The sequence below is a fragment of the Mizugakiibacter sediminis genome, assembly GCF_000953855.2.
Lineage (GTDB): Bacteria > Pseudomonadota > Gammaproteobacteria > Xanthomonadales > Rhodanobacteraceae > Mizugakiibacter > Mizugakiibacter sediminis.
Genome location: NZ_DF970162.1, coordinates 12,212 through 24,394 on the forward strand (window position 1 = coordinate 12,212; position 12,183 = coordinate 24,394).

A 12,183-nucleotide genomic window follows, 5' to 3' on the forward strand; every position below is an offset into this window, starting at 1 on the left:
CCGCATGCTGGACAAAGTCGTCATTGCCAACCGCGGCGAGATCGCATTGCGCGTGCTGCGCGCCTGCCACACGCTCGGCATCCGCACCGTCGCCGTGCATTCCACCGTCGACCGCAACCTGAAGCACGTCGCCATGGCCGACGAGGCCGTGTGCATCGGCCCGGCGCCGGCGGCGGAGAGCTACCTCAACATCCCGCGCATCATCGCCGCCGCCGAGGTCACCGACGCGCAGGCGATCCATCCGGGCTACGGCTTCCTCTCCGAACGCGCCGACTTCGCCGAGCAGGTGGAGAAGTCCGGCTTCATCTTCATCGGCCCGACCCCCGAGGTGATCCGCCTGATGGGCGACAAGGTCGAGGCGATCAAGGCGATGAAGGCGGCCGGCGTGCCGTGCGTGCCGGGCTCCGACGGCCCGCTGCCGGAAGACGCCGCCGAGTGCGTGAAGATCGCGCGCCGCATCGGCTACCCGGTGATCATCAAGGCCGCCGGCGGCGGCGGCGGCCGCGGCATGCGCGTGGTGCACACCGAGGCGCACCTCGGCAACGCCATCGTGATGACGCGGCAGGAAGCCAAGGCCGCGTTCGGCAACGACCAGGTGTACATGGAGAAATTCCTCGAGCACCCGCGCCATGTCGAGATCCAGGTGCTCGCCGACGGCCAGGGCAACGCCATCCACCTGGGCGAGCGCGACTGCTCGATGCAGCGCCGCCACCAGAAGGTGGTCGAGGAGGCGCCCGCCCCCGGCATCACGCCCGAGCAGCGCGCCGAGATCGGCCGCGTCTGCGTCGAGGCCTGCCTGCGCATCGGCTACCGCGGCGCCGGCACCTTCGAGTTCCTCTACGAGGACGGCCGCTTCTACTTCATCGAGATGAACACGCGCATCCAGGTGGAGCACCCGGTGACCGAACTGATCACCGGCGTCGACCTGGTGCGCGAGCAGCTGCTGATCGCCGCCGGCGAGAAGCTGTCCATCCGCCAGGAGGACGTCACCATCAACGGCCACGCCATCGAGTGCCGCATCAACGCCGAGGATCCGGACACGTTCCTGCCGTCGCCCGGCCTGGTGAAGCTGTTCCACGCGCCCGGCGGCCCCGGCGTGCGCGTCGACACGCACCTCTACTCCGGCTATCGCATCCCGCCCAACTACGATTCCATGATCGGCAAGCTGATCGTGCACGGCCGCGACCGCGCCACCGCGATCGCACGCATGCAGATCGCGCTGGCCGAGATGGTGGTCGACGGCGTCAAGTCGAACCTGCCGCTGCAGCAGCGCATCATGAGCGACGGCGGCTTCCAGCAGGGCGGCATGAACATCCACTACCTGGAAAAGCGCATCGCCGAGCAGCGCGAGAAGGCGATTGGCTTGGGCTGAAGCGCTTGCGAGCTGACTGAACGTCAGCTCGCGCTTCAGCCCAAGGCCGAAGGCAGGAGCCGAAGGCGGGAGCGACTTGGCGAGGCATGGATGCCGAGCCTAGTCGCCGGGTCCGGTGTGCTCGCCACCTCATAACCATGCCCTTCCTCGAACTCTCCCTCGTCACCCGCGCCGGCCAGCAACCGCGCGCCGAGCAGGCGCTGGAGGACCTCGGCGCGCAGGCGGTGACCCTGCTCGACGCCGAGGACCATCCGATCCTCGAACCCGCGCCCGGCGAAACGCCGCTGTGGCCGCAGGTGCGGCTGCAGGCACTGTTCGCCGCCGACGCCGACCGCCGCGGGCTGACGCTCGCGCTGTGCGAGCTGCTGCCCGAACTCGCGCCCGACCAGCTCGCCTTCCGCGAGGTCGCCGACCAGGACTGGGAACGCGTCTGGATGGATCGCTTCCAGCCGATGCGCTTCGGCCGCCGGCTGTGGATCTATCCGTGGAACGTGGAGCCGCCCGTCGACGCCGGCGAGGCGGTGGTCGTGCGCCTCGACCCCGGTCTCGCCTTCGGCACCGGCACGCATCCGACCACCGCGCTGTGCCTGGAGTGGCTGGACGGCCTCGCACTCGCCGGCAGGACCGTGCTCGACTACGGCTGCGGTTCCGGGGTGCTGGCGATCGCCGCGCTGAAGCTGGGCGCGGCCCGCGCGATCGGCATCGACAACGATCCGCAGGCGCTGACCGCCAGCCGCGACAACGCCGAACGCAACGGCGTCGCCGCGCGCCTCGCGCTGCACGCGCCGGACGCCTGGGACGGCGCGCCCGCCGACGCGCTGGTCGCCAACATCCTCGCCGGCCCGCTGGCCGAGCTGGCGCCGCGCTTCGCCGCCGCCGTGATCCCCGGCGCGCCGATCGCGCTGTCCGGCATCCTGCGCGGGCAGGAGGACGAACTGCTGGCGCGCTACGCCGAATGGTTCGAGGATCTCGAGGTCGCCGCGCGCGAGGACTGGGTGCGCATCGCCGGCAGGCGCAAGGCCGACTGACGCCCGCGCGCCGCTCCGTCTCCGCGCTCGACGTCGCCTGCTCGCGGGCTCCTACCCCGCCATCCCGCAGGCGCGACGCGCCCCGCCTCCCCGCTCCCGTAAACTGTCCCCATGTACACCCAGTGTCCCGAATGCCTCACCGTGTTCGCGCTGGACGCGGCCTCGGTCGCGCAGGCGCACGGCAGCGTGCGCTGCGGTCACTGCACGGCGGTGTTCGATGCGCTCGCCACGCTGACCGAGGCGCTGCCGCCGGAACCGTTCGACAGCCTGCCCGCGCACACGCCGACGCCGGCGCCGCCGCAGCTGGTGGAACCGGTGTACCGGCCGCAGCCGTTGCAGCCCAGCCTGTTCGCGCCCGCCGCGGCCGAGCGCGGCGCCGCCGCGCCGGCGTTCGCGCGCCGCGCGCGCGCGGCGCACGGCGGCCATCCCGGACGCTGGGCGGCCGGCTGCGCGCTGCTGGCGCTGGCGCTGGCGGCACAGCTTGCCTGGGCGCAGCGCGACGCGCTGGTCGCCAACGACACGCTGCGGCCGTGGCTGGCGCGCACCTGCCGGACGCTGCACTGCACGCTGCCACCGGTGAAGGACGTGCATCGGCTCAGCCTGGTCTCGCGCGACATCCGCCCGCATCCATCCGTGCCCGGCGCGCTGATCATCAGCGCCACGCTGCGCAACGACGCCGACTTCACGCAGCCGTATCCGGTGCTCGGCATCACTCTCTCCGACCTCGACGAGAACCGCGTGGCGATGCGCCGCTTCCTGCCCGCCGAATACCTCCGCGACCCGAAGCTGCGCGCCGCCGGGCTGGCGCCCGGCGCCGAAGCGGCGCTGGTGTTCGAGGTGGAGGATCCGGGCAAGAACGCGGTCGCCTTCGAGTTCAGCTTCGAATAGCGGCTGCAAGTGCGCGTCGCGCCTGATGCGCGCAAGACGGCGCAGCGGGCACTTAAAAACCGCCGGCGGCGGCGCTACACTTCCCGCCTTCGTTCGACATCGACCACGGGAATCGCCTCCGCGACGACCCGCGACGAATCATCACCACGCCAAGGGGGAGTGCCGCCGTGAACGCCGTCAGCCAGCTGCGCGCCGAAGCCCAAGGCGATGCCTCGCTGGAGCCCGCGCTGCGCGATTGCGTGACGCGCGCCGTGCGGCGCTATCTGGCCGACCTCGACGGCACCGAGTGCAGCGAAGGCCTGTACGCGCTGGTGATGCGCGAAGTCGAGAGACCGCTGCTGCGCGAAGTGCTGGCCTGGCACGGCGGCAACCAGAGCCGCGCCGCCGCCGCGCTCGGCATCAACCGCGCCACCCTGCGCAAGAAGCTGGCCCAGCACCGCATCGGCTGAACGCGCCGCGCGGCCGCTATAATCGCGGACCCTTCGTCTCCGCCGCGGCCCGCCTCATGTTCGACGCCACCCTCGTTCCCGTCCGACGCGCGCTGCTCAGCGTCTCCGACAAGACCGGCCTGGCCGACCTCGGCCGCGGCCTGGACGCGCTCGGCGTCGAGCTGATCTCCACCGGCGGCAGCGCCAAGGCGTTGCGCGAGGCCGGCGTGCCGGTGCGCGAGGTCAGCGAGCTGACCGGCTTTCCCGAGATCATGGACGGCCGCGTGAAGACGCTGCATCCGAAGGTGCACGGCGGCCTGCTCGGCCGGCGCGGCACCGACGACACGGTGATGCGCGACCACGGCATCGAGCCGATCGACCTGCTGGTGGTGAACCTGTATCCGTTCGCGGCGACGGTGGCGCGCCCCGACTGCACGCTGGACGAGGCGATCGAGAACATCGACATCGGCGGCCCGGCCATGCTGCGCGCCGCCGCCAAGAACCACGAGCACGTCGCCGTGGTCACCGATCCCGCCGACTACGCCGGCCTGATCGAGGCGCTGCGCGCCGACGGCGGCACGCGCCTGGCGCTGCGCCGCCGTCTCGCCGCCAAGGCCTACGCGCACACAGCGCGCTACGACGGCGCCATCGCCGACTGGCTGGGCGCGCGCGCCGACGACACGGAACGCAGCGCGTTCGGACCGACCCTGCACCTCGCGCTGCGGCGCGCGCACGGCCTGCGCTACGGCGAGAACCCGCACCAGGGCGCCGCGCTGTACCTCGAGGCCGATCCGCCGCGCGGCGTGGTCGCCACCGCCCAGGTGCTGGCCGGCAAGGAGCTGAGCTACAACAACTACGCCGACGCCGATGCCGCGCTGGAGTGCGTCAAGGCGTTCGGCAAGGCGCCGGCCTGCGTGATCGTCAAGCACGCCAACCCGTGCGGCGTCGCCCTCGGCGGCTCCGTGCTGGAGGCCTACGACCGCGCCTACGCCTGCGATCCGACCTCGGCGTTCGGCGGCATCATCGCCTTCAACCATCCGCTCGACGCGGAAACCGCCGAGGCGATCCTCAAGCGGCAGTTCGTCGAGGTGGTGGTCGCGCCGGAAGTGGGCGAGGCGGCGCTGGCGGCGTTCGCGAAGAAGCCGAACGTGCGCGTGCTGGCCAGCGGCGCCTGGCCGGAGCAGCCGGCGCCGGCGCGCGACTTCAAGCGCATCGCCGGCGGCCTGCTGGTGCAGGACGCCGACCGCGACACGCTGCTGATCGACGATCTCAAGGTGGTCAGCAAGCGCGTGCCCGACGCCGCCGAGCTGCGCGACCTGCTGTTCGCCTGGCACGTGGCGATGTTCGTCAAGTCGAACGCGATCGTCTACGCCAGGGACGGCCGCACCGTCGGCATCGGCGCCGGGCAGATGAGCCGCGTGGTCAGCGCGAAGATCGCCGCGCTGAAGGCGCAGGAGGCGGGCCTGGAGGTGCGCGGCAGCGTGATGGCCTCCGACGCGTTCTTCCCGTTCCGCGACGGCATCGACGCCGCCGCCGCCGCCGGCATCCGCGCGGTGATCCAGCCGGGCGGCTCGATGCGCGACGCCGAGGTGATCGCCGCCGCCGACGAGCACGGCATGGCGATGGTGTTCACCGGCGTGCGCCACTTCCGGCACTGAGACGGGGCTCGGGATTCGGGAAGAGCGTCATGCTTTCGACCCCCGCTCCCCCAAGCTTCGCTTGGAGGAACGGGTCGGGTGAGGGGGGCCCGATTCCACGGCACTCCCCGCACTTGCCGGAGGAGCGGCCGTGGCCGCGACCGGAACGCTGGCGGCCCCGGCCGCTCCTACAGGGATGGGCGCCATCCCGGTCGGCTGGTTTCAGCCGCCGCCGCCTTCCTGCTGCTGTTCGACGGTCTTCGCCGGCTTGCCCCACTGGTAGATCGTGTAATACACCGGCGACACCGGACCCTGCTTGGGATCCGGCGTCAGCTTGCCGTCGCCGCGCGTGTCCATGAAGGTCTGCGGCACGCCGTGCTTGGGGATGATGCGGATCATGTAGATGCGCCCGCCGGCGCGGTACTCCTCGACGGTGTCGCCGTTGTCCTGCCGGCGCACGCTCACCGTCGGCGCCGGCTGGCCGCGCGCGTCGCGCGGCGCGGGCTCGGCGGCGGGCGCCGCGGCCGTGGCCGGTGCGGCAGGCTTGACGCCGGGTTCGTCCATGCCGGGCGGCGGCGGCACCGGCGCGGGTTGCGGTTCGGCGGACTGCGCGTGCAGCGACGCGGCGGACGCCAGCGCCAGCGCGCCGGCAAGCATCAGGGGCATGCGTTTCATGACGACCTCCGAAGGGACGCTCCGAGCTTCCCCCGTGCGGCCAGCATAGCAGTTCCGTTCGCGCATTCGCGCCGGCGCCGCGCGCGTGCGGGACGCATGCGACAATCCGGCGCATGCCCACCCTGATCCTGATCGACGGTTCGAGCTATCTCTACCGCGCCTTCCACGCGCTGCCGCCGCTGTCCAACGCCGCCGGCGAGCCCACCGGCGCGCTGTTCGGCGTGGTCAACATGCTGCGCGCGACGCTGAAGGCGCAGCCGGACTACGCCGCCTTCGTCACCGACGCGCCCGGCCCGACCTTCCGCGACGAGCTCTATCCGCAGTACAAGGCCAACCGCCCGCCGATGCCGGACGACCTGCGCGCGCAGATCGAGCCGATGCACGCGATCGTCGAGGCGCTGGGCCTCCCGATCCTGCGCGTGCCCGGCGTCGAGGCCGACGACGTGATCGGCACGCTGGCCAGGCAGGCCGCGTCGCAGGGCATCGAGGTGATCGTCTCCACCGGCGACAAGGATTTCGCGCAACTGGTCGGCCCGCACGTGCGCCTGGTCAACACCATGACCAACACCACGCTGGACGAGGCCGGCGTGGCGGAAAAGTTCGGCGTGCCGCCCGCGCGCATCGTCGATCTGCTGGCGCTGATGGGCGACAGCGTGGACAACATCCCGGGCGTCGAGAAATGCGGGCCGAAGACCGCGGCCAAGTGGCTGGAGCAGTACGGCTCGCTGGACGGCGTGATGGAACACGCCGGCGAGATCGGCGGCAAGATCGGCGAGAATCTGCGCCGCGCGCTCGACCACCTGCCGCTGTCGCGCCGGCTGGCGACGATCAAGACCGACGTCGCGCTGGAGTACGCGCCCACCGACCTGGTGCTGCGCCCGCGCGACACCGGCAAACTGCGCGCGCTGTACACCCGCTACGGCTTCGCCACCGCGCTGAAGGAGCTCGAGGGCGCCACGGTGGCCAACGGCAGCGACGCCGGCGCGGCCACGCTGCGCGAAGCCGCGCACGCCGCCGAGGAGGCGCCGCACGCCGCGCTGGGCGGCCCGGGCAACTACGAGCTGGTGACGACGCAGGCGCAGCTCGACGCCTGGCTGGACAAGCTGCGCCGCGCCGCGCTGATCAGTTTCGACACCGAAACCACCTCGCTGGACCCGCTGCGCGCGGAAGTGGTCGGCGTGTCGTTCGCGGTCGAGGCCGGCCACGCCGCCTACGTGCCGCTGGCGCACGACTATCCGGGCGCGCCCGCGCAGCTCGACCGCGCCGCCGTGCTGGCGGCGCTGAAGCCGCTGCTGGAGGACCCGGCGAAGCCGAAGCTCGGGCAGCACGCCAAGTACGACATCAACGCGCTGGAGAAGTACGGCATCGCGGTGCGCGGGCTGGCCTACGACACCATGCTCGAGTCCTACGTGTGGAACGCCACCGCCACGCGCCACGACATGGACTCGCTGGCCAAGCGCTACCTCGGCGTCGACACCATCCACTACGAGGACGTCGCCGGCCGCGGCGCCAAGCAGATCCCGTTCAGCCAGGTGGACCTCGACAGCGCCTGCCGCTACGCCGCCGAGGACGCCGACATCACCCTGCGCCTGCACCTCGCGCTGTGGCCGAAGCTGGAGGCGACGCCGACGCTGCGCCATGTGTTCGAACGCATCGAGATGCCGCTGGTGCCGGTGCTGGCGCGCATGGAGCAGCGCGGCGTGCTGGTCGACGCGGCGGAGCTGAAGCGGCAGACCCAGGACCTCGCCAGGCGCCAGCATCAGGCGCAGCGCCGCGCCTACGAGGTGGCCGGCCGCGAGTTCAGCCTGGATTCGCCGAAGCAGTTGCAGGCGATCCTGTTCGACGAGCTCGGGCTGCCGGCGGCGGTGAAGACGCCGACCGGCCAGCCGTCCACCAACGAGGAGGCGCTGGAGGCGATCGCCGACCAGCACGAGCTGCCGCGCCTGATCCTCGAATACCGCGGCCTCGCCAAGCTGCGTTCGACCTACACCGAAAAGCTGGCGGAGATGGTCAATCCGCGCACCGGCCGCGTGCACACCAGCTACCACCAGGCGGTGGCGGCGACCGGACGGTTGTCGTCGTCGGACCCCAACCTGCAGAACATCCCGATCCGCACCGAGGACGGCCGCCGCATCCGCCGTGCCTTCATCGCGCCGGACGGCTGGAAGATCCTCGCCGCCGACTACTCGCAGATCGAACTGCGCATCATGGCGCACCTGTCCGGCGACGCCGGCCTGCTGGCCGCCTTCCACGGCAACCAGGACGTGCACCGCGCCACCGCCGCCGAGGTGTTCGGCCTGCCGCAGGACCAGGTCGACGCCAACCAGCGGCGCGCCGCCAAGGCGATCAACTTCGGCCTGATGTACGGCATGAGCGCGTTCGGCCTGGCGCGCCAACTCGGCATCGGCCGCGCCGAGGCGCAGGACTACATCGCGCGCTACTTCGCCCGCTATCCCGGCGTGAAGGCGTTCATGGACGCCACCCGCGAGCGCGCCGCGCGCGACGGCTACGTCGAGACCGTGTTCGGCCGCCGCCTGTACCTCGAGGACATCCGCGCGCGCAACCAGGCGCGCCGCGCCGGCGCCGAGCGCGCGGCGATCAACGCGCCGATGCAGGGCACCGCCGCCGACATCATCAAGCGCGCGATGATCGCGGTGGACGCCTTCCTCGCCGGCCGCGACGACGCGCACATGCTGCTGCAGGTGCACGACGAGCTGGTGTTCGAGGTGCGCGCCGACGCGGTGCAGACGATCGCCGAGGCGGTGCGCGCGCGCATGGCCGGCGCGGCCGAACTCGACGTGCCGCTGGTGGTCGACATCGGCGTCGGCGCCAACTGGGACGAGGCGCACTGAGCCCGGCGCGGACACGGCCGGCGATCCGCCGACGGCCGCCGATCGCTAAGTTTTCGTTGAAATGAACGCCGGGTAAATCCTTGCCGCGAACGCCCTGGAACTTCACGCCGGCGTCCGCATCTAAGCCGTCGGGTGCACGCAACGGCGCCCGGCTCACTCACCTCCCTGAGTGAACCCACCGAAGTCGGATCCCTCCCCAGATTCGGCTTCACCCAGGCCCCGAGGGCTCCCCCCTGGCCCTCGGGGCATTCTCTTTTTTGCGCGATGCGATTTTTGCGGCACACTCGCTCCCGACCCGCAGGGAGGCCGCATGTCGCGCTTCATGATCTACGGCGCCAACGGCTACACCGCACGGCTGATCGCGCGCGCCGCCGTCGCCCGCGGCCTGAAGCCGCTGCTGGCCGGCCGCAACCGCGAGGCGCTGGACGCGCTGGCCGGCGAGCTCGGCCTGCACCGCCGCCTGTTCGCGCTCGTCGGCGCGAAGTCGATCGAGGGCAGCCTGGACGACGTCGAGCTGGTGCTGAATTGCGCGGGACCGTTCTCCGCGACCTGCAAGCCGCTGCTCGAGGCCTGCCTCGCCCGCGGCGTGCACTACCTCGACATCACCGGCGAGATCGACGTGTTCGCCTGGTGCCATGCGCAACACGCGCGCGCGCGCGAACGCGGCGTGGTGGTGGCGCCCGGCGTCGGCTTCGACGTGGTGCCGACCGACAGCCTGGCGGCGTTGCTGAAGCGACGTCTGCCGCGCGCCGACGAACTGGTGCTGGCGTTCGAGGCCTCCGGCGGCATCAGTCCCGGCACGGCGCGCACCGGCATCGAAGGCCTGCGCGCCGGCGGCCGCATCCGCCTGCGCGGCGAGCTGACGGAAGTGCCGCTGGCGTGGAAGGTGCGCAGCTTCGAACGCGACGGCCTGCCGCGCACCGCGGTGACGGTGCCCTGGGGCGACGTCTACACCGCCTACGTGTCCACCCGCATTCCCAACATCGAGACCTACATGGTGCTGCCGCCGGCGACGATCCGCCGCCTGCGCTGGCTGCGCTGGGCGCGTCCGCTGCTGCGCCTGCCGGCGGTGGAGGCGTTCGCCAAGCGGCGCGCCGGCGCCGCGTCCGGCCCCTCCGCCGAGCGCCGCGCGCGCAGCGGCTGCTACGTGTGGGGCGAGGCGCGCGCCGCCGACGGCAGCGAGGCGAAGCTGGCGCTGCGCACGCCGAACGGCTACGCGCTCACGGTCGAGACCGCCTTGGGCATCGCCGCGCACGTGCTCGCCGCCCGCCCCGCCGGCGGCTACTACACGCCCTCGCAGCTGATGGGCGCGGAGTGGGTGCTGTCGCTGCCGGGCGTGCAGCTGATCGAGCCGGCGCGCGGCGCGCCCGGTTCCTGAGCCGGCCGCGCTCGCGTACCATCGGCCGCACGACGACCGAGGAGCGTGCGATGCGCATCGCCATGTTCGTGATCGGCCTGTTGCTGGCGCTGGGCGGCATCTGGGTGGTGGCCGGCGGCGGCACCTACAAGCACACCGAGACCGCCGCCAAGCTCGGCGACCTCGAGATCAAGACCACTACGGAGAAGCCGATCCCGGCGCCGGTCGGCTACGGCCTGATCGCGGTCGGCGGCGTGCTGCTGCTCGGCGGTGCGCTGAAGAAGCGCTGAGCCTGCAAGAACCCGAACCGCCTATCTGACGTCATGCCCGCGCAAGCGGGCATCCACGGCGATGCCGCACGCCTCGAAAACGGATGCCCGCTTGCGCGGGCATGACGGCGTGGAGGCACCTCGCCCCGAGGGAAAGCGACCGCGCGCTACGGCTGCCGCGCTGCGGCGCTGGCCGCGTTGCCGCTGCCGGGCGCGGCCATGATCGCAGTGCGCAGCGCCTCCGCGGTTGCGTCGCCGCCGAAGCGCAGCGCGCCGTCCGTCCGCGTGCGCAGGCCGAGCGCGGCGTAGGTCGGCGCCAGATCGGGAAACGCGGTCGCGCCGGCGAACCTGGCGTAGTCGCGCGTGAAGAGGTCGGTGCCGGTCAGCGTATCCAGCTTCGCCACGAACGCCTGCGGCGTCCACGCACGGTGGCTGGGCAGGCAGCAGTCGCGGAAGCGCGCCAGCGCCACGTCCACGCTCAGCCGGCCGCGGCTGTGCCGGCGCAGCGCGGCGTCGACGTCCAGCCAGTAGGCCGTGCCCGCCCAGTACACGCGCATGAACGCGCCGAGATCCATCATCCGTTCCGACACCTCGGCGAGCGGCATGCCGGCGTGCGCGTCGGCGCGGCCGCGCGCGAAACCGGCATCCAGCCGTTGCCAGGCGCTCTCCGCGGAAATCAGGCCGGCGCGCGCGCGCAGCACTTCCTGGTAGTAGGTCGCCAGGCCTTCCGCCAGCCAGCGGCCTTCGTCGCCGAGATAGGGGTGGAACAGGTGCGACAGCTCGTGCACGGCGATCCAGTCGCGCGCGAACGCCTCCGGCGGCGCCGCCGGATCGACCAGCAGCGTCAGCGCGTGGCCCTGTCCGCGCGTCGACTGGCCGAACGCCACCGCGTCGTCGCCGCGGCGGCGCGACACCGGCACCACCAGCACCTGCACGTCGGGGATCGGCAGACGGCCGTAGGCGTCCAGCACCGCCTGGCTGACGCGCGCCAGCCAGGCGCGCAGCGCCTGGCGCTGCGCCGCCGTGCCGCCGTCCAGCAGGGCGACGCGCAGCGTGCCGCCGGGCAGCGTCACCGGCATCTCGCGGAAGCGGCCGACCGCCGCCATCGCCGCCCAGTCCAGCGGCGTCAGCGCGATGCGGTAGCGCTGCACGCCGCCCTGCGCGGGCAGCGGCTGCCACGGCACGGACAGCGCGTAGCCGGGCGGCAACGTCACCTCGGCGTCGGCCCGGTCGGCATCCTGCGGTTGCAGCAGCCACAGCGTCGGCGCCGCCAGCAGGTCGTCGCCGCGGCGCCAGCCGACGTCCGGGCGCTGCGTCGCGGCGATGCGGCCGAGATCGGCGCGGTAGCGCAGGCATTCGCCGGCGCGCCAGTCGCGCGCGGTCCAGCCGCCGTCGCCGCGCGCGACAGGCGCGCCGCCGTCGCGCGCGAGGCCGCTGACGTAGCGCGGCGCGTCGTCGTCGGCGACGAGGCGCAGCGTCGCGTGCGCGGCGTCGTCGCACAGCGTCACCGCCATCGATGCATCGGCGGCGTCGTAGCGCAGGCGGTAGTGCGCGCCGGCCGCGGCGGCGACCGACGGCAGCAGGCTCGCCAGCAGCAGGGCCGGAAAACGCGCGCGCATCGTTCCCAAGGATCGCACGGAGGCGGAGAAGGTTCCGCGGCCGCCGTCGCCGCGCCGC

The 12,183-nt window shown here is 72.6% G+C and carries 10 protein-coding genes; 8 read left to right on the plus strand and 2 right to left on the minus strand.

Going from position 1 to position 12,183, the window contains the following annotated elements; translation table 11 throughout:
- The first annotated feature begins 4 nt into the window (after positions 1-4).
- The 5 genes from accC to purH all read left to right on the plus strand — a co-directional run bounded on the left by accC (position 5) and on the right by purH (position 5,374).
- On the plus strand, positions 5-1,372 hold the full coding sequence (accC, locus tag MBSD_RS04185) for an acetyl-CoA carboxylase biotin carboxylase subunit (protein WP_062535356.1): 1,368 nt from the start codon (positions 5-7) through the stop codon (positions 1,370-1,372).
- A 137-nt stretch (positions 1,373-1,509) separates the two neighbouring features.
- On the plus strand, positions 1,510-2,400 hold the full coding sequence (gene prmA, locus MBSD_RS04190) for a 50S ribosomal protein L11 methyltransferase (protein WP_062535358.1): 891 nt from the start codon (positions 1,510-1,512) through the stop codon (positions 2,398-2,400).
- Positions 2,401-2,511: 111 nt separating this feature from the next.
- Positions 2,512-3,288 (plus strand): zinc-ribbon and DUF3426 domain-containing protein, encoded by a 777-nt coding sequence (locus MBSD_RS04195; protein ID WP_062535360.1) that lies wholly within the window; start codon positions 2,512-2,514, stop codon positions 3,286-3,288.
- Positions 3,289-3,455: 167 nt separating this feature from the next.
- Entirely contained in the window at positions 3,456-3,737 is a 282-nt protein-coding gene (locus tag MBSD_RS04200) for a helix-turn-helix domain-containing protein (RefSeq protein ID WP_062535363.1), read from the plus strand.
- A gap of 56 nt (positions 3,738-3,793) precedes the next feature.
- On the plus strand, positions 3,794-5,374 hold the full coding sequence (gene purH / locus MBSD_RS04205; RefSeq protein ID WP_062535364.1) for a bifunctional phosphoribosylaminoimidazolecarboxamide formyltransferase/IMP cyclohydrolase: 1,581 nt from the start codon (positions 3,794-3,796) through the stop codon (positions 5,372-5,374).
- A 201-nt stretch (positions 5,375-5,575) separates the two neighbouring features.
- On the opposite strand, the gene MBSD_RS04210 is transcribed toward purH, so the two are convergent.
- The gene (locus MBSD_RS04210; RefSeq protein ID WP_062535366.1) at positions 5,576-6,028 is read right to left on the minus strand and encodes a DUF2782 domain-containing protein; all 453 of its coding nucleotides are present in this window, start codon (positions 6,026-6,028) and stop codon (positions 5,576-5,578) included.
- A 113-nt stretch (positions 6,029-6,141) separates the two neighbouring features.
- Between MBSD_RS04210 and polA the strand changes: the two genes are divergently transcribed.
- The 3 genes from polA to MBSD_RS04225 all read left to right on the plus strand — a co-directional run bounded on the left by polA (position 6,142) and on the right by MBSD_RS04225 (position 10,527).
- The gene (gene polA / locus MBSD_RS04215; protein ID WP_062535368.1) at positions 6,142-8,880 is read left to right on the plus strand and encodes a DNA polymerase I; all 2,739 of its coding nucleotides are present in this window, start codon (positions 6,142-6,144) and stop codon (positions 8,878-8,880) included.
- A gap of 310 nt (positions 8,881-9,190) precedes the next feature.
- Positions 9,191-10,258, plus strand: coding sequence for a saccharopine dehydrogenase family protein (locus MBSD_RS04220; protein ID WP_062535370.1), 1,068 nt, complete (start codon positions 9,191-9,193; stop codon positions 10,256-10,258).
- Between the two features lie 50 nt (positions 10,259-10,308).
- Entirely contained in the window at positions 10,309-10,527 is a 219-nt protein-coding gene (locus MBSD_RS04225; RefSeq protein ID WP_062535371.1) for a hypothetical protein, read from the plus strand.
- Positions 10,528-10,673: 146 nt separating this feature from the next.
- On the opposite strand, the gene MBSD_RS04230 is transcribed toward MBSD_RS04225, so the two are convergent.
- The gene (locus MBSD_RS04230) at positions 10,674-12,125 is read right to left on the minus strand and encodes a M61 family metallopeptidase (protein WP_062535374.1); all 1,452 of its coding nucleotides are present in this window, start codon (positions 12,123-12,125) and stop codon (positions 10,674-10,676) included.
- Positions 12,126-12,183 lie beyond the last annotated feature (58 nt).